We start from the raw sequence: 22621 nt of genomic DNA on the forward strand, positions 1-22621 counted from the left end.
AGAGAAATCGGGCTTCCCCGACCCCGGCACGGCAAACCCGCCCCGAAGACCGAGCGGATCGCCGTGCGGGCCCACTGCGGCGCGTGACACCGCGTCCGTCAATCGCCTCTCTGGCCGGTCCGGTCACCCGAGTTTCGCGGCGAGGCGGGTGACCGAGGCGCGCATGCCGTCGGTGCCGCCGTCCTGCAACTCGCGCAGAACCGCACGAGCCCGCTCGAACGCCCGCTGCGCCCCGGGCTCATCACCGGCGGTGATGAGAACGTCGACCATCTGCCGTAGCGCGTCGAACTGCGAGGGACGGTTCCCGACGCGTCGGGCCGCGTTCGCCGCCAACTCCAGTTGCTCAACCGCCTCGTCGACGCGTCCGGTCACGACCAGGTTGTCCGCGATGGCGGTCCGGATGTCGCTCTCCTCGTGTGCGCGGCCGATCCGCTGGTTGAGATCGAGGGCCTCCCGCAGCGCCTGGGCCGACTTCTCGACCTGGCCCAGGGCGGTGAACGATCTTCCGCTGAACAACAGGCTGGACATCTCGCCCCGACGATTGTCGAGGAGGCGGAACAGGGACAGCGCCCGCATGCTGTGGTCGAGGGCACGGTCGTGCTGGTTCAGCGCGCTGAACGCCTCATGGCAGTTGTTGTGCACCAACGCCTGTTCCAGTCGTAGGTCCCGGTCCCGGTAGATCCGCGCGGCCTCGCCGAGCAGGCCGAGCGCCTCGTCGTGGGCGCCGAAGTAGTGCCGCGCGCCGGCCAGGCTGCGCAGGACATGCGCCTCCCCCACGGCATCGTGGCGCTCCCGTGCCGCGCGCAGAGCCACCCGCATCACGTCTTCCCAGTCCTGGAAGCGGCCGGCCCACTGGAGATACTGCTGCAACGTGAGGGCGAGCTGCCACGGCACGATGCCGTACCCGACGTCGGCGGCCAGACGCACCGCCTCCTTGAGCACCTCCCGGTGGCGCCCGAACCACGCGATGGCCTCGTCGTACGTGGCCGGCCGCTCCGCGACCACACCGGGCAGCGGCGCTGGTGGCGCGATCGGCGGCCGGTTCGGGTCCAGAACCACCTGCGCCTGGAAACTGCTGTGCAGGTAGTGCTGCAACAGGCGGCTGAGGGCCGCCTGTCGATCGGCCGCCGACTCCTCGGCCTGGAAAAGCTCCTGGGCGTACGCCTTGACGAGCACGTGCGACGTGAGTCGGCCGTCGTCGTGCTCGGTTACCAGGGCCGCCTCGATGAGCTCGGCGAGCTCCGCGCGCGTGCGGTCGGGGTCGCGGTCGTCGAGGCTCACGCAGACCTCAGCCGTGACACCCGGCAGCGGGGCCACCGACAGGAGCCGGAACAGCCGGGCGGCACCGGGGCTGAGCTGCCGGTAGGACCACGAGAAGGCGGTACGCGGATCGTTCAGGCCGCGGCCACCCGGGAACGCCTCGAGCCGACGTGCGCCGTCGCGCAGTTCGGCGGCGATCGTGGCGAGTGACAACCGCGGCCTGGCGGCGATCCGGGCCGCCAGGATGGCAAGTGCCAGCGGGAGCCGGCCGCACAGTTCGATGATCTCGTCGGCGGTCTCACACGCCACGCCTCCGGTCGACCGGCTCGGCAGGCAGGTGAACCGGCGTTCGACAAGCCGACGGGCCGTCGGCAGGTCGGGCACGTCGACCCGGAGCAGGTGGGCGCCGTCGAACGCGACGAGGCCGACGAGCGCGCGCCGACCGGTGATGAGCACGAGACTCTGCGCCGAGTTCGGCAGCAGCGGGCGCACCTGGGCGGCGTCGCGGGCGTTGTCCAGCAGGAACAGGATGCGCTTACCGGCCGTCAGGCTGCGGTACATCCCGACTCGCGCGTCGAACGTCTCCGGGACGTCGGCGGCGGGCACGCCCACCATGTGCAGGAGCGAGCGCACGGCCTGGTCGGCAGACACGCCCTCGTCCTCGCCGAGGTGACCCTGAAGATCGAGGTAGAGCTGCCCGTCGGCGAACTCACCGGCCACCCGGTGCGCGAAGTGCGCGGCGAGTGTCGACTTGCCCACCCCACCCATGCCGTCCATCGCGACCACAAGCGGGCTGGTCCGTCCGGCGGCGCGCATCCCCGTGGTGAGGTCGCGCAGGATCAGCAGTTCCGATTCGCGGCCCACGAACAGGGGTGGGTCCGGCGGGAGCTGTGCCGGGCGTATCAGCGGGACCGGCCGGGACACCGCGGGGGTCACGTCCGCGGCGGGTGGCAACACCGTCTGGGTGAGGGCTCGCCGCTGGGCGTCCTGGAGCTGGTAGCCGGGGTCGATGCCGAGTTCCTCGTCGAGGCGTGTCCGGATCGCGTCGTAGACGGCCAACGCCTCGGCCTGCTGGCCCGCCGCGGCGAGAGTCGTCACGAGGCTCGCGTGGACCGGTTCGTTGAGCCGGCTCATTTCCGCCGCGAGCCGCAGTGGGGCGAGCACCCGGGCGGGTTGCCGTACGCGTACGGCCACCGCGGCGGCCGCCGTGGCGGCGTCGAAGAACTCGCCGTCGATGCCCGCGAGGACTGCCGCCGCCGCGGCGCTGTCGACCAGGTCGTCACCGGCCGATCCGTGGCACCGTCGCAGGGCGGCGAGGTAGTGCTCGAGGGCGTCGAGCGGGCTGTCCTGTCCCAGACTGGTCCGCGCCGCCGCCACGTCGCGGCGAAACGCGACGAGGTCGAGCGTCTCCGGTCCGGCCGCGAAGAGGTATCCGTTGCCGTGCCGGAGCAGGTAGGAACCGGCGGCGCGCGCCGGCAGATCAGGTTCGAGCAGGCGGCGCAGCGCGGCCACGTACTTGTGGATCACGTTCACCGCGCTGGCCGGCGCCTGCGGGCCCCAGAGCAGATCCAGCAGATCGCTGGTGCTGGTGGGCCGCCCCTCCCGAGCCAGGAGAACCGCCAGCAGGCGGCGTTGCTGCCGCGGGCCCGTGGCAACCTCGTTCTCGCCGCGCCAGAGACGTAGCGGACCCATGACCTGCAGGCGTGGTCCACCCTCGGACGACGGGTCTGCCGCCCGACCGGTGCGGGTGTCGCTCTTCGCCACGATCACGCCACAGCCCCGTCGCGCGTCCTCTGGTGCAGGCCCAGTTGACAGTTACTGAATCCCCAGTTCCTTCGCGCGCCGTGGAAGAGTGGCGAGTGCCGGGACCGGCAGAACCGACGTCGAGGCTGAACACGGCACGTTTCGACCGGTTCCGCGATGCCATGGTCCGGCCCTGTCTCGATACGCATGCTCAGCAGACGCGGCCACCGGGACGAAAGTTCGATCCGCCGAAGAAAGTTTTCACCGCGTGCGAGCTAGCGTTCCGGCATGCTCCTCTTGACCTCGGGATCCGTGTCCGCCAGCGACACGGCGCAGCTGGTCCGGGGCGCCCAGCAGGGCGATCCGCGCAGCTTCGCGTTGCTGTTCGACAGTCACTACGCCGGCATGCTCGCGGTGGCGCACCACATCCTGGGCGCCGGGCCCGACGCCCAGGACGCCTGCCAGGACGCGGCCATCGCGGCGTTCGGCCGGATCGGTGAGCTGCGTGACCCCGGCGCGGTACGGCCGTGGCTGCACGCCATCGTGCGCAACAACTGTCGGACGTTGCTCCGCGCCCGCGTGCCCGTCCCGGTGGGAGTGGCCGGTGAGAACCTGCTCGCCTCGGGGCTCGACGACCCGGTCGCCCGGATCGAGCGCAGCGCCACGCGGGACTGGGTCTGGCACGGGCTGCAGCAGTTGTCGCCGGCCGCGCAGACGGTGGCGTTGCTGCGTTACTTCACCGAGAACAACTCGTACGAGCAGATCGCGGAGTTGTGCGGGACCCCGGTCGGTACCGTCCGCAGCCGGCTCAGTGAGGCGCGTCGGCAGTTGGCCGAGATCCTCCCCCGCGTACGCGACGAGCGGCACGACGGGACCGGGGCACTGCGCGCCGAACGGCGCGAGGAGGCGGCGACGATCCTGTCGGCGGTGGCCGATGGCGTGTCACCGGCAAAGGTGACCTCGCGCTGGGCCGAGGACATGGTCTTCTGGTGGCCGGACGGCACTCGGACGATCGGTCGAGAAGCACTCTTCGCGGTCATTCGGCAGGACAACGAATCCGGCGTCAGTCACAAGATCACCGGGGTGCTGGCCGGCTCCGGCATCACGATCTGGGAGAACGTCTTCATCAACCCGCCGGATGATCCGTTCCACTGCCCGCCCGGCGCGACCTGGCTGCTGCGGGAGAAAGACGGCCTGGTGCGCGAGGTGCGCCTTCTGCACACCCCGCGTCCGGCCCGGCAGGAGATTTTCTTCGCGGCGAATCGAACTTCCGGCTGCCCAGCGCTGTCCTGAGGGTATGACCACGTACTCCATCCACGACCTGGAACCGCAGCTCGCCGCCAACCGCCGGTACTGGTGCGGCTGGGCGGGCGCCGACCCCGAAACCGATCTGCCGATCTATCGCACCGACGTCCCTCACCCGCTGCTCAACGCGGTTCTCCGCGTCCGTGACCGGCCGCTCGACGAGGCGATCACGGAGGCGAGGAAGCACCTGACCGGCTCGCACTGGGGCTGGTGGGTGGGCGCGGACAGCGATGAGGGCACCGCCGAGGGCCTGCTCGAGCGCGGCGCGGAGCAGATCGCCGACATGCCCATCATGGCCGTGGACGCGACCACCGTGGCCGAGGTCGAGGCGCCGACCGGTCTGCGGATCGGGCTCGCCGTCGACCCGTCCGAGCTGCGGGAGTACGTCGAGGCGTACGCCGGGCCGCTCGGCATCCCCGGCGACCGCGGGCTCGTCGTCGACCGGGAGCTGAACTTCGCCTACCCGGACGTGCTCCGCCTCGCGGGCACGATCGACGGCCGCACCGTCGGCACGTGCACCCTGTCGCTCGGCACCGACATCGGCGCCCTGTACTGCATCGCCACCGACCCCGACTTCCGTCGGCGCGGCATCGCGACCGCGCTCACCCTTGAGGCGCTGCGCCTCACCCGCGAGTCCGGGCGGCGGATCGTCACGCTCCAGGCGAGCAGCGAGGGCGAGCCGGTGTACCGGCAGATCGGCTTCGAGACCGTCGCCCGCTACCGCCTCTACCAACTCCCGGAGTGAGTCTCCCCGGCGCTGCCGCTCGGGTCCACCAGGACCGGGCGGCAGCTCCACCACCGGGCAAGTACTTGCCGATGCGGAAAGTGGGTGTTAACTTTCCATGAGAGCAAGTACTTTCCACACCCTCTAGGAGTCGCCTGATGAGCACCACCCCGACGCCCGAGGAGGCGCGCGAGGCCCTGCGGGACGTCGACCGACGCCGGGGCCAGACGGCAGCGGCAGCCGGCCGGTCCCGATGGACGTGGCTCGCGGCAGGTGTCTTCGCCGTGGCCTACGGAGTCCTCGCCGACCGCTATCCGGATTTCCTGCGCACGTACGGCATCACCATCGTCGTCTTCCTGCTGCTCCTCTCCATGGCGGGCAACACCAGGTGGGGAGCGGCCCTGCTGCGCCGGCCGGTGCGCCCCCGCATCGCCCCCTCCCCGGCGGCCCTGCTGTGGTCGGCGCTGGTGCTGGCCCTGCTGATCGGCGGCACGGCGCTCGCCACCGCGCTGGACGTCCCGCACGTCTGGCTGTGGATCGGCCTGTTCATCGGTGTCCTGCTGGCCGCCGCGGGTCCGTGGTGGCAGCACCGCGTACTCACCCGCGTGGCCTGACCCGTGGTCGACCCGAAGCTGGACCCGGCCCTGCTCGATCCCACCCGGCTGGCGATACTGGCGCTGCTGGCGGGGACCGAGTGGGCCGAGTTCGCGTTCGTCCGCGACGCCGTGGAGCTCAGCGACTCCGCCCTGTCCAAGAGGATCTCGACGTTGAGCGACGGCGGATACGTCGAGGTCCGCAAGGGCTACGTGGGCAAGCGTCCGCGGACCTGGATCAACCTCTCCGCCGCCGGTCGGGCTGCCCTGAGCGCCCATGTCGCCGCCCTGCGTGACATCGCCGCCCGTGTGGACGGCTCCGACTGAAGGGCAGTCCGCCGGCCGACGGTCAGCGGGTGTCGTTGTCGCGGCGCTGGGCCATGTGGACCTGTTCGAGGTCGAGGCCGTCCTGCACGCGGCGGAGCACCTCGTCGTCGATCTCACCCTCGTCGCGCATCCGGACGACCGTGTCGTGGCGGTGGTCGATGACCGCCAGGTGGAGATCGGCGTACTGCTGCTCGTAGTCGGCAGCGGCCTCGTCCGGCCCGGAGGTGGCGTCGCTGTCGCGCAGCACGCGCAGGCGACGGTCGTACTCCGTGCGCAACTGGTCGTGCACGGCACCGCTCGTGCCCAGGTCGGCGGCCATCGCCGGCAGGGACGCCAGCGCCCGGTCCATCGACGTGATCTCGGCCTGCCGGCGCTCCCGCTCGGCCTCCCCGTCCGCGCCCAGGCCGGCCCACCGCGTCACCCGGGGCATCAGCGGCGCCTGGAGCAGCAGCGTCACCGCGATCACGATCGCCGTGACGAAGACGATGAGGTCGCGGTCCGGGAACTCCGCCCCGGACGGAAGGGTGTGCGGCACGGCAAGCGCCGCCGCCATCGACACCGCGCCCCGGAAACCGGCCGCCGACATGAGCGCCCTCGGCCGTCCGCTCAGTCGTCGCTCGCGCTGCTGCGGCCGGCGGTCGATCGCCCGGATCACGTACGGGCTGGTGAACAGCCAGCCGAACCGCACCGCGACGATGACCGCGCAGACCACGACCGCCACCAGCATGCCGTGTGCCAGCCCGGTGCTGTCCAACCCACGGACGGCCGACTGCGCCTCCAGCCCCACCAGGACGAACAGCGCCGCGTTCGCCAGCGTGGTCAGGAAGTCCATGACGGTCTGGACGTACCGGCGGGCGTTGCCGGGGAACAGTCGTGGCGAGGCGCGACCCACCCACAGTCCGCTGACCACGGCCGCGAGGACGCCGGACACCTCGGCCGCCTCGGCGATCAGATAGGCGGTCAGGGGCGTCAGCAGCGCGAGCAGGTTGTGCTGGAACGGGTCGGTCAGCCGCCGACGGAGTTGCAGGACGAGGAACGTGACAGCCGCGCCGCACGCGATGCCACCGAGGTACGAGAGCACGAACAGCCCGGCGACGCGACCCGCGCTCAGGTGTTCCTCGCCCAGGGTGATCCCGACCGCCAGCGTGTAGATCACCAGCGCCGTTCCGTCGTTGACCAGGCTCTCCGCGCGCAGGGTGGTCGCGATGCGCCGGGGCAGCATCCGACCCAGCACGCCCACCGCCGTCGCGTCGGTGGGAGCGACGGCGGCGCCCAGCACCCACGCCGGCCCCCAGGCCAAGCCGAGCGCGTGCGCGGCCGCCGCCACACCGGCCGCCGTGGCGACCACGAGGAAGGTGCTCAGCAGCACGATGACCCGGAGGTTTCGCCGGATCTCACGCAACGAGGAGGAGAAGGCCTCCCAGTAGAGCAGCACCGGCAGGAACACCAGCAGGACGGCCTCGGGCGGCAGGTGCACCACGCGCAGCGCGGGCACGAACCCGAGGAGGACGCCGGCGATCAGCAGCAGTACCGGTGGGGCGATCCGGAGCCGACGAGCGGTGCCCGTACCGACCAGGATGGCGATACCCACCACGACGACCAGTGCGAGGCTGGACATTCTTCGGTCCTTCGGTGCAGGAGGCGCGGATCCGACAAGGATCACCTGACGAAGTGGACAACCAGTTGACGGTTCCGGTGCACCGTCACGACGGCGGGCTCGGTGGCCTGGCCTTCTGCGGATAGGGAGTCTCGTGACGGGCCAGCATGGCGACGAACTCACCGATCTTCCGCTCGCGGGTCTCCGCCCGTTTGACGGCGTTGAGGCGGTGGATCAGCGCGAACCGGTTGGTCTTGGTGAGCACGTCGAACATGGCCTGGGCGGCGGGTTCGGCGGCGATGGCGGCGAGCAGATCGGCCGGCACCTCGGCTTCCGACGGCGGGGCGTACGCGGCCGCCCACCGGCCGTCGGCCTTCGCGGCCTCCACCGCGGCGCGGCCCGGCGGCAGCATCCGTCCCTGCGCCTCCAGCCGGGCCACGTGGGCGACGTTGCGCTGCGACCAGACACTGCGGGGTCGGCGCGGGGTGAACCGGATCCAGGAGGTCTGGTCGTCCCGCTTGCGGGCCTGCCCGTCGATCCAGCCGAAACACAGCCCTTCGTCGACCGCGTGCTGCCAGGTGAGCGTGGTGACGGTGCCGCCCTTCCTGGTCAGGGCGAGCCAGACGCCGGGCGACGTGGCGTGGTTGGCCGACAGCCACGCGCGCAGCGCGTCGGCGTCCGCGACGATCAACTCTTCCAGCTCGGCGCTCGCCATGGCAGCAGGCTATCGCTGGGCCCTGACGGAAACCTCTGCCGGTGGGACGTCCCGATCCGCCGGGCGGCCGGTATCGGTGGAAACCGGAGGTGGCCAGGGGTGTGACCCGTCGAGCGGGCCACACCCCTGACCGGAGCTACCGGAGCACCGCGCGCTCTCGGCGGACGCAGCTCGGAGGGTCAGCAGCCGATCCGGCTGGCCCCGACCGCGACATCGTCGTACCAGAGGGTGTCGGCTCCGTTGCCGTAGCTCTCCCAGCCCAGCTTGAGATCGGTGAGCTGCGGCCGCCAGGTGCGGTTGTACCACTGGCCGTCGATGTCGTGCGTCGGTACGCCGTCCGCGGTCAGCCCGGTGATGGCGGTGCCGTCCAGCCAGGTACGGAGCTGACCGGCCGAACCGTCGACCATGAACTCCAGGCAGGTCCACCTGTTGGTGGGGAGCGGCACGCTCTGTGCCACCCCGGCCGGGCTCTGCTCGGGCAGGGTCGCGTCGTCGGAGGCGCGGTTCCACTGCAGAGCGCCGTTCTGGCCGCCCATCCGCAGGTCCTTGTTGCCGTCGGCGGCGTCGGTCATCGCCAGCATCGTGGTGTGGTCGGTGGGCTGGGCGGTGGTGTGCCGCACCCAGATGCGGGCGTACCGCACACTGCCCAGGCTGCCGAGGTTCCTGGTGGACCTGATGAAGACGTGGTTGCAGTATCCGGCGGCGCCGTTAATCCGGACCGCCCGGCTGCCGCTGTGCGTGGTGGCCGTGTCGATGGTGGCCGTGCCGGCGCCGGAGCAGTCCGGGTTCACCACCGTCCAGTCCCCCGACGGCGTCGAGCCGGTCTGGTTCTCGAAGCCGTCGCAGAGCACCGCGCCGGCGCAACCGACAGGCGGCGGAGTGGTCGGCGGAGGCGTCGTCGGCGGCGGGGTGGTGGGCGGTGGCGTGGTGGGCGGTGGCGTCGTCGGCGGAGGCGTCGTCGGGGGCGGGGTGGTCGGTGGGGCCGTGGTCGGCACCGTCGTGGTGGGCACGCCCGTCGGGGTCGGCCCGACGCCGTTGCACGGCACCCCGTTCAGGGTGAACCCGGTGGGCGTGCCGCCACTGGCGCCGTACGTGCCCTGCACGCCGAACTCGGTGGAGCCGCCGGCCGGGATGCTGCCGTTGTACGACATGCTGCGGGCCGTCACCGTCGACCCGGACTGGCTGACCGTGGCGTTCCAGCCGCTCGTCACGCGCTCGTCCCCGGCGTACGTCCAGGTGACGGTCCAACTGGAGACGGCGCTGTCGCCGGGGGTGACCTTGACGGCGGCGGTGAAGCCGCCGGGCCACTGGTTTGGTGTGTAGTCGACCCGGCAGCCCTGGGCTGCCGCCGCGGGGACGACGAGCACTGCCGTTCCGGTCGCGGTCACGGCGGCGGCCAGCGCGGCGACGACCGCCATGGTCGGGGCGGGGCGGGCGCGGAGAATCGTCATGAAAAGTCCTTCTGCCATCGAGCTGGGGGGAACCGGCGCGGCAGCGCGCGTCCAGGACGGACGCGGCGCGACAACGCGCCGGGTGCGGCGCGGCGATGCGCCACAGCGACTGGTCGATGCGTACGACCGACGTGCCCGGCTCGGATGGACCTGTCAGTCGCCGACGGCCCGGTTGCCCGGACCGCGGCGGCGCCCGCCCCCAATCTATTGACAGATCCCTATCGAATCAAGCGTCACACTTCCGGGTGGGATCACGCCGCCCGCGCGTTACTCGGTGGCCGGGCCGGCACCGGCCGTGCCAGCCTGACCCGCATACGGACCCGGCCTGCCCGGGTTCATCCGGCCCGCCGCCAGGACGGGTGCGAACCGACCGACGGGAGCACGGCAATGCGAGGACTCGAAACCTTCCCGCCCATCCGGACGCGAGCTTTCGAGGACCCGACAGCCCATGCAGACCGTCAACCTTGGCATCGTCGCCCACGTCGACGCCGGTAAGACCAGCCTCACCGAACGCCTGCTCTACGACACCGGCGTCATCGAGCGGCTCGGCAGCGTCGACGCGGGCACCACCCGGACCGACACCGGCGAGATCGAGCGGCGCCGGGGCATCACCATCCGCAGCGCCGTCACCGCGTTCGCCGTCCGCGACCGCCAGGTCAACCTGCTCGACACCCCCGGGCACAGCGACTTCGTGGCCGAGGTCGAACGCGCGCTCGGGGTGCTCGACGCGGCCGTCCTGGTGCTGTCGGCCGTCGAGGGCGTCCAACCGCACAGCCGGCGGATCATGCGGGTCCTCCGATCGCTCGGACTGCCCACGCTGATCTTCGTCAACAAGATCGACCGGATGGGCGCCCGCACCGACGAGCTGGTCGCGGACGTGCGCCGGCTGCTCACCCCGGCCGTCGTCCCGCTGGGCACGGTCCACGCGCCCGGCACCCCCGCGGCCGCCTTCCGGCTCCACCATCCGCGGTACGACCCCAGCGCCGCCCACCGACTCGCCGAGGCCCTCGCCGCGCACGACGACCACCTGCTCGCCGCCCTGGTCGACGACCTGCCACCCGACCCGGACCGGATCGACCAGGCGCTCCGGACGCAGGTCGCTGCCGGGCAGGTCCATCCGCTGCTGTTCGGCTCGGCGCTGTCCGGGGCCGGCGTACCGGAACTGCTGGACACCATCGCGACAGTGCTCCCGGCGTCACCGCCGGCCGAACCCGAGCCGCGGGCCCGGGTCTTCGCCATCGTTCGCGACCCCTCCGGCGAGCGGGTGGCGTACCTGCGGTCGTACGGCGGCCAGCTCCGGGCGCGGCAGCGGATCGTCGCGTACCGCCGGGAACCGGACGGCCGGACGACAGCGACGCGCGCCCGGATCACCCGCCTCGACGTGGTCGACGCGACCACCGACCAGGCCGCGCCGACCCGGCTCTGCGCCGGCCAGATCGCCCGGGTCGCAGGCCTCACCGGGGTACGCCTCGGTGACCAGCTCGGCAGCCCGGCCGGTCTCGACGGGCGGTCGTACTTTCCCGCGCCGACAGTGGAGGCGGTGGTGCGACCCCGCGACCCGGCCCGGACACTGGCGCTGCACGCCGCGCTGCTGGACATCGCGGACACCGACCCGTTCCTTGAGACCCGGGTGGCACCGGACGGCGGCACGAGCGTGCTGCTCTACGGCGAGGTGCAGCGCGAGGTGCTGGCAGCGACGCTTGCCGAGGCGTACGGGATCGAGGCGGAGTTCGGCCCGGTCCGGCTCATGCACGTCGAGCGACCCACCGGCACCGGCACCGCCGTGGAGATCATCGGGCACGGCTTCTTCGGGACCGTCGATTTCCGGGTCGAGCCCGGATCGGGCGTGGACTACCGGCTGGAGGTGGAACTCGGCTCGCTGCCGCTGGCGTTCCACAAGGCCATCGAGGTGGCCACCCGGGCGGCCCTCGACCAGGGCCGGCACGGCTGGCCGGTCACCGACATCCGGGTCACCCTCACCCACAGCGGCTACTGGTCGCCGATCACCACTGCCGGGCACTTCCGGGACCTGGCCCCGTACGTCCTCATGCAGGCGCTCGCCGAGGCCGGCACCCGGGTCTTCGAGCCGTGCCGCCGGTTCGAGGCGGAGGTGCCGGCCGACCGGCTCGGCCCGGTCACGTCGTACCTGAGCCGCCTCGGCGCCCGCATCGACGGCACCGACGACAGCGCGGCCGGCTGGCGTGTCGGCGGGGTGCTGCCGGCGCGGCTCGAACCCCAGGCCCAGCGGTTCCTGCCGGACCTGTCCAGCGGGGAGGGGCTGTGGTCGTCGGTGCCCGGCGGCGATCGTCTCGTGTCCGGCGATCCGCCGCGCCGGCCGCGCACCGACGGCAACCCGTTCGACCGGGTGGAGTACCTGCGCTTCCTCGCCCAACCACGGCACCGGCACTGAAACGTCCGGTCCGCACCTGCGGCGTCGCCGTGCCCCGCGTCGCCGCGTCGGCTGCACACCAGGTCAGCGCGGTCGGAGCAGCCCACGGTCGGCCATGAAGGCCCGCAACGTCTCGGCGTCCCCGGCGGACATCAACCACCGTGGGATCACGGTCGCCGGCATCCGGCCGACGTACACGACCCAGAACTCCGGGGTGTCCTGCACCCGGGCGACGCCGTCCCACGCGATGCCACCGGACTCCGATCCGCTGCGCATCATGATGTTGTCGTCGGTGATGTCGTAGGCGCCCTCGACCGCGTAGCCACTGGACCGGCGTCGCGCGCGCCACCGCACCCACGGCAGGTACAGCATCGACAGCACGCCACCCACGAGCAGCGCCATCCACAGCGGCGACGTCCGCTCGCCCCACCCGGACCCTCGCGAGACGGCCAGACCGACCGCCCCCACCACCGCCAGCACCGCGCCGACATAGCTGTACCTGCGCAGCCGAACGCCGCCGAGCGTGGCCGCCACGCGACCCGGGTAGGCGGGATCGGCGGGGACGTCAAAACGGATGTGCACCCCGAAACGATAGTGCCCCGACGGCACCGCGGCACCGCCTGACCCGTCACCGCGCGGATGCCGGCCGATCAGGGGGCGTCCGGCTCCCACAGCAGGAGCTGACGGTGGTGGGTGAAGCCGTTGCGCCTGTAGAAGTCGACCGCGCGGCGGCTGGAGTGGACCGTGACGTGCAGCAGTCCCCGCGTCCGGGCCTCGGCCAGTATCGCGGCCATCAGCGCTCCACCGACGCCGCGACTGCGGTACTCCTCGCGGACCTGGACGGACTGGACGTCGCCGTACCACCGGTCCAGCGACTCGTTGCTGGGCACCCGTTGCGCGACGAGGAGCCAGGCGGCCCCGACCACACGCCCGTCCAGTTCGGCGACGAACGGCAGGTGCGTGGCCGCGTGGGCGGCCATCCAGTCCGCGTACGCCCCGAGCTTGTGTCCGTCGATGCCGCGTAGTTCCGCGAGCGCCGCCGCATCCGCGACGCCGCCCTTTCGCACGATCACCCGGCGCAGTCTAGGCGAGCCCGCCACCGACGGCGGCCCCTCGTGCTCGGCCGGCCGCCGGAGTTTCGCCGACCGGCACATCCGGGTAGCGGATGGACCATGAACCGCAATCTCGTCAAGGCTCTCCAGGTCGCGTGGGGGCTGCCGGAGTTTCGCAGCGGGGTGCGACACCTCATCGACCTCGACGAGGTGTCCGTACTGCTGGCAGCGCTGTCCGTCCCGGATCACGATGGCGAGGTCGAGCGCAGCCTGCTGAGCCTGCTGCGGTCCGGCCTGGAGACGATCGAGATCCGGGAGGCGGTGTTGCTGCTGTTGGAGCGGGACGAGGTGCGCCGGCCGCTCGTCGCGGCGGCGGTGGAGCCGCTCGCGGACCGACCGGGCCTGGCCGCCGCCGTCGCCTCGGCGGCCGAAGATCCTGCGGTACGACGTGAGGCACGGGCCGCTCTGGACAGCGCCAAGGTGCGCGAGCTGATCTGGCAGGCGATGGAGAATCAGGTAAGTGACAACCGGTTCGGCCTGATCCGCCGTGCGGCGGCGCTGCTCGTGTGGCACCCGAGCGTCCGGCGCCTGGCGTGGGCCGCGCGCCGGCACGGTGTACTGCGCGAACTTCGCCGCAAGCCGTAACCCACTAGCCTGGCGGGATGGCGGTTTCCCGCACGCCACCGCCGTCCGGGATGACGCGCGGGCTGACGTTCCTGCTCGCGGTGGCGGCGGGAGCGGCGATCGCCAACCTGTACTGGGCGCAGCCGCTGCTCAGCTTCATCGCGGGCGACCTGGGCGCCGCGACCGCGACGGCCGGCTGGCTCGTCACCGCGACGCAGATCGGGTACGCCGTCGGCGTGCTGCTGCTCGTGCCGCTCGGCGACGTCCTGGACCGCCGCCGGTTCGTGCCGGTGATGCTTGTGGCCTCGGCCGCCGCGCTGCTGCTGTGCGCGCTGGCGCCGTCGTTCGGCGTACTCCTGCTCGCACTGACCGTCCTCGGCGTCACGACGATTTCCGGGCAGGTCCTCACGCCGCTCGCCGGGGACCTGGCCAGCGACGCCCACCGCGGTCGGATCGTCGGCGTCGTCGGGTCCGGAACCCTCGCCGGCATTCTGGCCTCCCGCACGATCAGCGGGTCCGTCGCCGGCCTCGCCGGGTGGCGCACGACCTTCGCCCTCGCCGCGGTCGTCGCCGTCGGGCTCGCGGTCCTGCTCCACCACGCGATTCCACCGCTGGCACCGCGCGCCCGCATGCCGTACCTCCAGCTCATCGCCTCGGTCGGTGCGGTGGTTCGGCACGAGCGGACGGCCCGCTGGACGCTGGTCCTGGCGGCAACCGGATTCGCCACGTTCTCGCTGTTCTGGACGGCGCTGACGTTCCTGCTCAGCGGCCCGCCGTTCCACTACCCGGTGGCGGTGATCGGGATGTTCGGGTTGGCCGGCCTCGCCGGTGTCCTCTCCGGCCTGCGCGGCGGTCGTCTGCACGACCGCGGTTGGTCGCTCCCGGCGACAGGTGTGGCCTGGACACTGGCGCTCGGCGCGTTCGTCGTCGCCGCGTTCGCCGCCAGGTCCGTCGTACTGCTCATCATCGCCATCATCATGATCGATGTCGCTCTCCAGACGCAGGCCCTCCTCAACCGGGCGCGGCTGTTCGCCCTCTCCCACGAGGCCCGCAGCCGGCTCAACACGGCACTGGCGACGAGCAACTTCATCGGCGCCGCCGTCGGCTCCGCCGCCGCCACCACGCTCTGGGCCGCGGGCGGCTGGACGGCCGTCACGTGCACGGGAATGGGTCTCTGCTGCTTCGCGCTCGCCGTGTGGGCGCTGGGACGTCGTGGCCCACTCGGCGGAACCCCGTGGTTCCGGGTGAACCCGGAACCACGGGGTCGGTGGCGCGGCCGCGCCGGCAGTTCCCGCTAACGCTGACTCTTCCGGTACGTGCCGACTGGCCGGTCGCTGTCCGCTGCTCCTAGGTGGCAGCCCATTCCAGTCCCCCACACCAGGAGGTCGTGTGGCGGGCCAGGTCGGCGTTGCACACCTCGAAGTAGATGAAGAGCCCCTCCTCGAAGCTCTTGTTGATCTTCGTCCAGCCGGCCGCCTTGCCCTGGTTGGCGTAGATGTAACCCTCGCGCAGGGTGCCGTTGAAGGTCCGGTGGGTCCAGTGGATGACGACGGGCTCGTCGTCGGCATTGGTGTCCCGCAGCCAGAACCACTCCCCATACCCCTCGAAGCAGCCCTCCCCGACGAAGCTCACGTCGCTGCAGCGCGCATCCCGACTCGGGCTGTCGCTCGTCACGCTCGCGCGCTGCCAGCCGTCGGCGGCGGACGCCGGAGCGGCCAGCGCAGCCAACGCGAGGACCGTCCCCGCGACCGCGCTCGCTACCAACCGTGTCATACGCATGTGCACCCCCATGGGATTGTTGCGACAACTGCCACCCGGTACCGAGTGGTCGCCCGGGCCGAAACGGCAGTTCCGATCGATCCCAGAGTGGTTCATCGACCATGCACATATCTGTCGACAACCTTGAATTCGCTGCTCACCCGCTCGGATCCCGCTGCTTGAGCGATATCCGCAGACCATTGCCGCGCGTGAATAGACTGACGCGAGGGCCGAGCCGCACGATGGTGGTGCGGTCGGTGGGCTGGCGGGCGAGGGGGGCTCGGCTTGCTGGTGGACATCCGGGTGCTGGGCAACACCGCGGCGTCCGTCGGGGATCAGCGTCTGGACCTCGGTCCCGCTCGGCAACGGTGTGTGCTGGCGGCGCTGCTGATGGACGCGAACGACGTCGTGTCGATCGACCAGATCGTCGAGCGGGTGTGGGGTGACCGCCGACCGCAGCGCACCCGGGAAGCGCTCTACAGCTACCTGTCCCGGCTGCGGCGGGTGCTCTCGCCCGCCGGTGTCACGCTCGACCGGTCCGCAGGGGGTTACCTGCTGGGGGTCGATCCGGAGCAACTGGATCTGACGCGGTTCCACCGACTCGCGCGGGACGCCCGCGAGGCCGGGGACGGTGACGAGGCCCTGCGCCTCTTCGAGGAGGCGCTCGCCCAGTGGCGCGGGGACGCGTTCGCCGACCTGGACACACCGTGGCTCGTGACCGTACGGGAGCAGCTGGGGCAGGAGCGGCTCTCGGTGGAACTGGAGCGCAACGACCTCGCGTTGCGTCTCGGACGGCATACCCGCCTGCTACCCGAGCTGTCGGCGCGCGCCGACGCCCACCCCTCGGACGAGCGTCTGGTCGGTCAACTGATGCTCGCTCTCTATCGGTGTGGGCGGCAGGCCGACGCGCTCACCTGTTACGACCGGATCCGACGCCTGCTCGCCGAGGAGTACGGCGTCGACCCCGGCGCGCCGCTGCAGAAGCTCCACCAGCGGATCCTGACCATCGACCCGACACTCGACACGCCACCTCCGCCCGAGGCCGGTCAGTCCCCGAAACCGGTGACGACCCCCCGCCAACTGCCGCCGCTGCCTCCACTCTTCATCGGCCGAGCACACGAACTCACCCACCTCAGTGATGGTCTGGAGACGGCGACCGGTCCATCCGGTGCCGCTCTGCTGAGCATCGAGGGCACCGGCGGGATAGGTAAGACGTGGTTGGCCGTGCAGTGGGCGCTGGCCAACGCGCACCGGTTCCCGGACGGGCACCTGTTCCTCAACCTGCGTGGCTACGATCCGTCCGGCCAGCCGCTGTCCGCCCGCGCGGCGGTGGGTGCGCTGCTGGACGCCCTCGGTGTCGCACCCGGGTCCATCCCGGCGGACGTCGACGCCCAGATCGCGCTCTACCGAGCCCTGCTCGCCGACCGACGGACGCTTGTCGTGCTGGACAACGCACGCGACGCCGAGCAGGTCCGCCCGCTCCTGCCCCGATCGGCGGGGTCGGTCGCGGTGGTGACGAGTCGCAGCCGCCTTCCCGGCCTGATCGCCACCGAAGGCGCCCACCTGTTGACACTGGGGCTGCTGAGCCGCCGCGAGGCCCGCGACCTGTTCGTCCGCCGTCTGGGACGACAGCGCGTCGACGCCGAGCCGGAGGCCGTCGAGGCACTCGTCACGTCGTGCGCAGGTCTGCCCCTGGCCCTGTCGATCGTCGCCGCCAGGGCTGTCGTCCAGGCCGACATCCCCCTCGGGGACATCGCTGTGGAACTCACCGACCGGTGTCACGCGCTCGACGTGCTGGCCGACGACGATCCCTTCAGCGATCTGAGATCGGTCTTCTCCTGGTCCTACGACGCGCTCACGCCACAGGCCGCACAACTGTTCCGGCTCCTCGGGCTGTATCCGGGCCCGCAGGTCACCACTGCGGCGGCGGCCAGCCTCGTGGGAGTCCCGCCGCCCCGCGCTCGGCTGCTCCTGGACGAACTGGTGCGACGACAGCTGCTGACCATGTCCTCCCCCGGTCGCTACGTCTGCCACGACCTGCTGCGCGCCTACGCCGGCTATCTGGTCGACGGCAGCGAACGGGCCGCGGCGACCCGCCGCCTGCTCGATCATTACCTGCACACGGCACACGCCGCCGCGCTTGTCATCGAGCCGCACCGCGACGTGATCTCGCTGCCGCGCCCCGAAAAGGGGGTCACCGTCGACGCACCCACCGATGCCGCGCACGCGCTTCGCTGGTTCGACACCGAACGGTCCGTACTCCTCGCCGCCGTCCGGTACGCGTCCGACACGAACCATGACACGCACAGCTGGCAACTGGCCTGGGCACTGACGACGTTCCTGAGCAGAGCCAGCAGGTGGCAGGATCTCGCCGTCACGCAGGAGGTGGCGCTGGCCGCGGCCCAGCGGGACGGCGACGATCTCGGACAGGCGCACACCCACCGCGAGTGGGGTCTCGCGCTGAACCAGCTCGGCCGGCATCAGGACGCCATCACCCAGCTGCACCGGGCCGCCGACCTGTTCCGTCGCCTCGGCGACCTACCCGGCCAGGCCCAGACGTTCCTGTACCTCGGCTGGGTGTGCGATGCGCACGGCAGGAGCATCGAAGGGACGCGGTACGACGAGAGGGCCCTCGCCCTCTTCCGGCAGGCTGGGCACAAGGCCGGTGAGGCCAAGGCGTTGAACGCGCTCGGCTGGGACCGGGCCCAGAACGGCGACCACCGCGCCGCCATCGAACTCTGCCAACGGGCGCTGATCCTGCACGACGCGCTCGGCAACCAGACCGGGGCAGCACGGACCTGGGACAGCCTCGGCTATGCCCATCACCACCTGGGCGACCACCGCGAGGCCGTCGCCTGCTACCGCCGTGCCCTCGCCCTCTACGAGGACAACGGCGACCGGTACGGCGAGGGCGAGACCCTGACCCACCTCGGCACCACGCACCGCGCTGCGGGCGACCTGCTCGCGGCCGTGGCGGCATGGCGTCGGGCGCTGAGCAGGTTCGGTCCGGAGAACCACGACGAGGTCGCCCACCTGCGCGACCTTCTTCGGCACGCCGGTCCATGATCCGGCCCGGCGATCGGGCCGATCCGGGTCGTCGGCCATCAGCTGCCCCATGGAAGGTGGGCCCAGGCCAGCGCCGCCGGCAGGACGAGGAGAGCGAATCGGATCACCCGCCCGACCAGGCAGGTGACGGCGAACTCCCAGTGTCGGAGGCCCGCGGTACCGGCGGCGAAGCTGACCACGGCCAGCGGTGGAACACCAACCGCGGCGGAGACCAGCACTGTCGGAAGGGCGGTGCGGCGGCGGGAGAGCCAGCGGCGGATCGGCCCGGTCCAGCGGGCGGTCCGGGCTGCCGTACGACCTGACCCGCTCTGTCTCCTGAGCTTCTGGGCCAGCCGTCCCGTTCCGCGGCGGGCGGATTCGAACAGGAGCAGTTTGCCGGCGGTCTGGCCGAGCGCCAGCGCCAGCACGGCGACCACAACGTGGCCATCACGTTGCCCGGCGACCACGGCGTAGGCCTCGGCGTTGACGACCGGGACGAGGGCCGACGCGAGACCGTAACCGAGTCCCACCACCGCTTCGGCGAGGCTGCTCACGCGCGGCCGTCCCGGTCGAGCAGCCGGGCGACGGCCGCGACCGACCACAGCTTGACCCCGACGACGGCGACGGCGACCGCCAGCGCGAGCCGGTACTGCCCGAACGCGATGGCGCCGACGACCCCGGCGGTGTTGGCGGCCTTGGCCACCGGCGACCAGTTCCACGCCCACACCCGGCGGTCGACCAGGTGGAAGTCGTTGGGGCCGAGCACCGGCCAGCACAGGAACGCCAGCGACAGCATGGTGTCCAGGACCAGGAACGACAGCAGGAACACCAGGGCCACGACCGCGACGTCGGGCACGAGGGAGATCAGGCCCACGCAGAGTACGGAGGTGCACGCGCGATCGCTCACGATGTCGAGGACGGCACCCGCCCGGGTCTCCTGTCCGAGCCGCCGGGCGGCCCAGCCGTCGAGCATGTCGCCGATCCAGTAAATACCGTACGCTACCGCCATAAATGCCACGGATCCGGCGACGAGAGCGACGATACCGATGGTGACAGCGGCGATCGTGCGGACGGCGGTGATGTAGTTGGGAACCGTACGCAGAGGGCCGATGCTCAGGGCAGCGCGGGAGTCAACGAGAGTCACCCCGGAAGCGTCGCGCGGTACGCCTTCCGACGGAACGTGCCGTGGTGCCGATCCGCTCGCCCGGGCGGCGGCACCGGAGTGCCGCCCGATCTGGTACCGAGGTACTGGCCGGTCTTCCGGCTGGTCGCGGAGACTGTCCAGGTGATGAGCGGAATCCGGGAATGGTTGCGTGACCCCGAGCGGGTGCGCCGGCTGGCGTACGGCGTGGCGGGGTTGATCGTCACCCTCGTGGTCACGACCACCGAGGGGGGCCTGTCCGTGCCGGTGGGCTGGCTGTGGCTGGTGCTGCCGGTCAGCCTCGGCGCCACGGCGCTGCGGCCCCGCTACCGCTCCCTGGTCTTCGCGGTCTGCGCCGGCTTCGTGGCGATCGTGAGCACCGGGGAGTCGGTGCAGGTGGGGCTCGCGGCCACCTGCCTCGTGTTCGTGTCGAGCTGCGAAGACCCGGCCCGACGTCCGTGGCTGGGATGGCTGGCCGGCCTGCTTGGCGCGGCAGGCGCCCTCGCCGTCGCACTCCTCAACGGCCGCGGGCCGTACGAGCAGCCGTTCGTCTTCGTAACTGTCGGTTACCTCCTGGCGATCCTGTTGCGCTCGTGGTCACGCGGCCATGCCCTCAGCCGGGAGACCGGCGAACTGCGCGGCCAGGCGGCCTGGCTCGAACAGCGCACCAACCTGGCCCGCGAGCTGCACGACGTGGTCGGCCACCACGTCACCGCAATGGTGGTCCAGGCCGAGGCGGGCCAGCTCAGCGACGATCCGGGGGCGGCGCTGCGGGCGATCGCGGACAGCGGACGTACCGCACTTAGCGAACTCGACACGCTCGTCGTGTACCTGCGCGATCCGCTCGCCACGATCGCGGTGAGCGCGCCGCCCCGCCTGTCCGACATCGACGAACTGCTCGCGCAGCCGCTGCGCCAGCAGGGCGTGACGGTGCAGGTCCTTCTCGATCCCGAGCCGGGTCTGGACGAGATCGGCGTACTGGCCGCCTACCGCATCGCCCAGGAGGCCCTCACCAACATCGCCCGCCACGCGAAGGCCACGGCCGCCTGGGTCGAACTGGTCCGCGTCGGCGACCGCGCCCGTCTGCGGGTCAGCGACGACGGCGTCGGGCCGCCCCACGAACCCACGCGCGGCTCGGGCCTGCTCGGCATCGAGGAGCGCGTTCGCGCTCTCGGTGGGAGCTGGGAGCTGAGCCAGCGCTCAGGTGGCGGCACCATGGTGCAGGCGAACCTTCCGGTGGCGAACCCGTGATCCGGGTAGCGATCGTCGACGACCAGCAGCTGATCCGCGACGGCTTCGGTCTGATCCTGCGGACCCAACCCGACATCCACGTCGCGGCCGAGGCTGCCGACGGCCGGCAGTTCCTCGACGCCGTACGTCGCGACCCCCGCATCGACGTCGCGCTCGTCGACATCCGCATGCCGGTCCTTGACGGCCTGCAGGCCACCCGCGAGCTGGCCGCCATCCCGCACGCCCCGGCCGTGATCGTCGTGACCACGTTCGACGACGACGCCTACGTCCTGGACGCCATCGCCTCCGGCGCGCGCGGTTTCCTGCTCAAACGGTGCAGCGCGGCCGACCTGATCGCCGCGGTCCGCACCGTCGCCGCCGGTGAGGCGATCCTCTCCGCCGAGGTCACCGGCGCCGTTCTCGACCGGGTACGCGCGACCGGACCGGCCACCCGCGTGGACCTGGCGGGCTGCCAGCTCACCCCTCGGGAGGTCGACGTGCTCGCCCTGATCGGTGCCGGGCTCAACAACAACGAGATCGCCGACCGTCTCTACCTCTCGATGAGCACCGTCAAGACCCACGTCACCAATGTGCTGGCCAAGACCGGCAGCCGCGACCGGGTGGGGGCCGCCATCCTGGCGATCCAGGCCGGCCTCACACCCTGACGTCGCCGTCGGACCCGGGCCCGACGTCGATGTTCGAGACGTGGTGACCCGCCCTAGGATTGCGCGCGACGTGAGCCGCCGCACCCGAGGAGTCGGACCTGATGCGCTCGACGACGGTCCTGCTGGAGGGCCTGCTCCGGCCCAGGATGCGCGACATCGTCTCGGTGGAACCGGTGGCGGGCGGGGTCGCGGCGCTCGCGGGCATCGCCACCCGCCGGGACGCGCCGCCGGTGTTCGTCAAGGCCTTCGCCGAAGCCCCGGCCGAGGACGTCTTCGTCGCGGAGGCCGAGGGGTTGGCCGCCCTGCGCGAGCTCGGCGGTGTGGCGACACCCGAGGTGATCCTGGCGGACCGGGAACTGCTCGTGTTGTCGATGCTGGGGCCGAGGCCGCACAGCGAGGTCTTCTGGGAGCAGTTCGCACACGTCCTCGCCCGCATGCACCTGAGCACGACCCATCCTCGTTTCGGCTGGCACCACGACAACTGGCTGGGCCGCCGCCGTCAGATCAACACCTGGAACGACGACGGCTACACGTTCTTCGCACAGCACCGGCTGCTTCGGTGGCTCGGGCAACCTCGCGTCGACGCGGCACTGGACACCGGCGACCGCGCGGCGCTGGAGCGGTTGTGTCACCGGCTGCCGGACCTGCTGCCGGACCGGCCGGCCTGCCTGACGCACGGCGACCTGTGGGTCCAGAACATCCTGGCCACTCCGGACGGGCAACCCGCGCTGATCGACCCGGCCGTGTCGTACATGTGGGCCGAGGTCGACCTCGCCCACGTGTGGTCCACCTCGCCCCCGCCGGAGGCACGCCGGATGTTCGAGGTCTACGCGGACCTGACCTCGCTCGACAGCGGCTGGCAGGCCCGCATGCCGATCGTCCAGCTGCGGCAACACCTCGCGGTGCTGGCCCAGTTCGACGACGACTGGGGCGCAGCCGACCAGATCCGCGCCGTCCTGGCTCCGTTCCGCAAGCGTCCCTGACGACGGACCGGTGGCGACC

The 22621-nt window shown here is 71.8% G+C and carries 20 protein-coding genes; 11 read left to right on the forward strand and 9 right to left on the reverse strand.

The window, feature by feature from the left end:
• Nucleotides 1-123: 123 nt before the first annotated feature.
• Nucleotides 124-3030, reverse strand: a complete 2907-nt coding sequence (locus ACLQ26_RS07065) for a BTAD domain-containing putative transcriptional regulator (protein ID WP_425743660.1) — start codon at nt 3028-3030, stop codon at nt 124-126.
• Between the two features lie 261 nt (nt 3031-3291).
• Here ACLQ26_RS07065 and ACLQ26_RS07070 point away from each other — a divergent pair, with 261 nt between their 5' ends.
• The 4 genes from ACLQ26_RS07070 (at nt 3292) to ACLQ26_RS07085 (ending at nt 5952) form a co-directional block, all read left to right on the forward strand.
• Nucleotides 3292-4296 carry an RNA polymerase sigma factor gene (locus ACLQ26_RS07070; protein ID WP_425743661.1) on the forward strand — a complete coding sequence of 335 codons (1005 nt, stop codon included), beginning with the start codon at nt 3292-3294 and terminating at the stop codon, nt 4294-4296.
• A 4-nt stretch (nt 4297-4300) separates the two neighbouring features.
• A complete protein-coding gene (locus ACLQ26_RS07075) occupies nt 4301-5053 on the forward strand; it encodes a GNAT family N-acetyltransferase (RefSeq protein WP_425743662.1) in 753 nt (250 codons plus the stop codon).
• Nucleotides 5054-5190: 137 nt separating this feature from the next.
• Nucleotides 5191-5646 carry a hypothetical protein gene (locus ACLQ26_RS07080; protein WP_425743663.1) on the forward strand — a complete coding sequence of 152 codons (456 nt, stop codon included), beginning with the start codon at nt 5191-5193 and terminating at the stop codon, nt 5644-5646.
• Between the two features lie 3 nt (nt 5647-5649).
• Nucleotides 5650-5952 (forward strand): winged helix-turn-helix domain-containing protein, encoded by a 303-nt coding sequence (locus ACLQ26_RS07085; RefSeq protein WP_425743664.1) that lies wholly within the window; start codon nt 5650-5652, stop codon nt 5950-5952.
• Nucleotides 5953-5974: 22 nt separating this feature from the next.
• Here the strand turns inward: ACLQ26_RS07085 and ACLQ26_RS07090 are convergent, their stop codons facing one another.
• The 3 genes from ACLQ26_RS07090 to ACLQ26_RS07100 all read right to left on the reverse strand — a co-directional run bounded on the left by ACLQ26_RS07090 (nt 5975) and on the right by ACLQ26_RS07100 (nt 9715).
• Nucleotides 5975-7570, reverse strand: coding sequence for a Na+/H+ antiporter (locus tag ACLQ26_RS07090; RefSeq protein ID WP_425743665.1), 1596 nt, complete (start codon nt 7568-7570; stop codon nt 5975-5977).
• Between the two features lie 85 nt (nt 7571-7655).
• Nucleotides 7656-8264 (reverse strand): YdeI/OmpD-associated family protein, encoded by a 609-nt coding sequence (locus tag ACLQ26_RS07095; protein WP_425743666.1) that lies wholly within the window; start codon nt 8262-8264, stop codon nt 7656-7658.
• A gap of 179 nt (nt 8265-8443) precedes the next feature.
• Nucleotides 8444-9715 carry a cellulose-binding domain-containing protein gene (locus ACLQ26_RS07100; RefSeq protein WP_425743667.1) on the reverse strand — a complete coding sequence of 424 codons (1272 nt, stop codon included), beginning with the start codon at nt 9713-9715 and terminating at the stop codon, nt 8444-8446.
• A 448-nt stretch (nt 9716-10163) separates the two neighbouring features.
• Here ACLQ26_RS07100 and ACLQ26_RS07105 point away from each other — a divergent pair, with 448 nt between their 5' ends.
• On the forward strand, nt 10164-12125 hold the full coding sequence (locus ACLQ26_RS07105; protein WP_425743668.1) for a GTP-binding protein: 1962 nt from the start codon (nt 10164-10166) through the stop codon (nt 12123-12125).
• A gap of 63 nt (nt 12126-12188) precedes the next feature.
• Here ACLQ26_RS07105 and ACLQ26_RS07110 read toward each other — a convergent pair whose 3' ends face one another.
• The gene (locus tag ACLQ26_RS07110; RefSeq protein ID WP_425743669.1) at nt 12189-12686 is read right to left on the reverse strand and encodes a YcxB family protein; all 498 of its coding nucleotides are present in this window, start codon (nt 12684-12686) and stop codon (nt 12189-12191) included.
• A gap of 68 nt (nt 12687-12754) precedes the next feature.
• A complete protein-coding gene (locus tag ACLQ26_RS07115) occupies nt 12755-13177 on the reverse strand; it encodes a GNAT family N-acetyltransferase (protein ID WP_425743670.1) in 423 nt (140 codons plus the stop codon).
• 99 nt (nt 13178-13276) lie between these two features.
• Between ACLQ26_RS07115 and ACLQ26_RS07120 the strand changes: the two genes are divergently transcribed.
• Nucleotides 13277-13801 (forward strand): hypothetical protein, encoded by a 525-nt coding sequence (locus ACLQ26_RS07120; RefSeq protein WP_425743671.1) that lies wholly within the window; start codon nt 13277-13279, stop codon nt 13799-13801.
• A gap of 17 nt (nt 13802-13818) precedes the next feature.
• Nucleotides 13819-15078, forward strand: coding sequence for an MFS transporter (locus ACLQ26_RS07125; RefSeq protein WP_425743672.1), 1260 nt, complete (start codon nt 13819-13821; stop codon nt 15076-15078).
• 49 nt (nt 15079-15127) lie between these two features.
• On the opposite strand, the gene ACLQ26_RS07130 is transcribed toward ACLQ26_RS07125, so the two are convergent.
• Nucleotides 15128-15553 (reverse strand): hypothetical protein, encoded by a 426-nt coding sequence (locus tag ACLQ26_RS07130; protein ID WP_425743673.1) that lies wholly within the window; start codon nt 15551-15553, stop codon nt 15128-15130.
• A gap of 276 nt (nt 15554-15829) precedes the next feature.
• Between ACLQ26_RS07130 and ACLQ26_RS07135 the strand changes: the two genes are divergently transcribed.
• Nucleotides 15830-18604 carry a BTAD domain-containing putative transcriptional regulator gene (locus tag ACLQ26_RS07135; protein WP_425743789.1) on the forward strand — a complete coding sequence of 925 codons (2775 nt, stop codon included), beginning with the start codon at nt 15830-15832 and terminating at the stop codon, nt 18602-18604.
• Between the two features lie 38 nt (nt 18605-18642).
• On the opposite strand, the gene ACLQ26_RS07140 is transcribed toward ACLQ26_RS07135, so the two are convergent.
• The gene (locus ACLQ26_RS07140; RefSeq protein WP_425743674.1) at nt 18643-19137 is read right to left on the reverse strand and encodes a VTT domain-containing protein; all 495 of its coding nucleotides are present in this window, start codon (nt 19135-19137) and stop codon (nt 18643-18645) included.
• Nucleotides 19134-19727 (reverse strand): CDP-alcohol phosphatidyltransferase family protein, encoded by a 594-nt coding sequence (locus tag ACLQ26_RS07145; protein ID WP_425743675.1) that lies wholly within the window; start codon nt 19725-19727, stop codon nt 19134-19136. Before ACLQ26_RS07145 ends, ACLQ26_RS07140 begins: the two co-directional genes overlap by 4 nt.
• Before the next feature lie 144 nt (nt 19728-19871).
• Between ACLQ26_RS07145 and ACLQ26_RS07150 the strand changes: the two genes are divergently transcribed.
• From ACLQ26_RS07150 to ACLQ26_RS07160, 3 genes are all read left to right on the forward strand, one after another.
• Nucleotides 19872-20975 (forward strand): sensor histidine kinase, encoded by a 1104-nt coding sequence (locus ACLQ26_RS07150; RefSeq protein WP_425743676.1) that lies wholly within the window; start codon nt 19872-19874, stop codon nt 20973-20975.
• The gene (locus tag ACLQ26_RS07155; protein WP_425743677.1) at nt 20972-21619 is read left to right on the forward strand and encodes a response regulator; all 648 of its coding nucleotides are present in this window, start codon (nt 20972-20974) and stop codon (nt 21617-21619) included. Before ACLQ26_RS07150 ends, ACLQ26_RS07155 begins: the two co-directional genes overlap by 4 nt.
• Before the next feature lie 101 nt (nt 21620-21720).
• On the forward strand, nt 21721-22602 hold the full coding sequence (locus ACLQ26_RS07160; RefSeq protein WP_425743678.1) for a fructosamine kinase family protein: 882 nt from the start codon (nt 21721-21723) through the stop codon (nt 22600-22602).
• The last annotated feature ends 19 nt before the right edge of the window (nt 22603-22621 follow it).

It is taken from the genome of Micromonospora sp. DT43 (assembly GCF_049841645.1).
In the GTDB taxonomy this organism is placed as follows: Bacteria; Actinomycetota; Actinomycetes; order Mycobacteriales; family Micromonosporaceae; genus Micromonospora.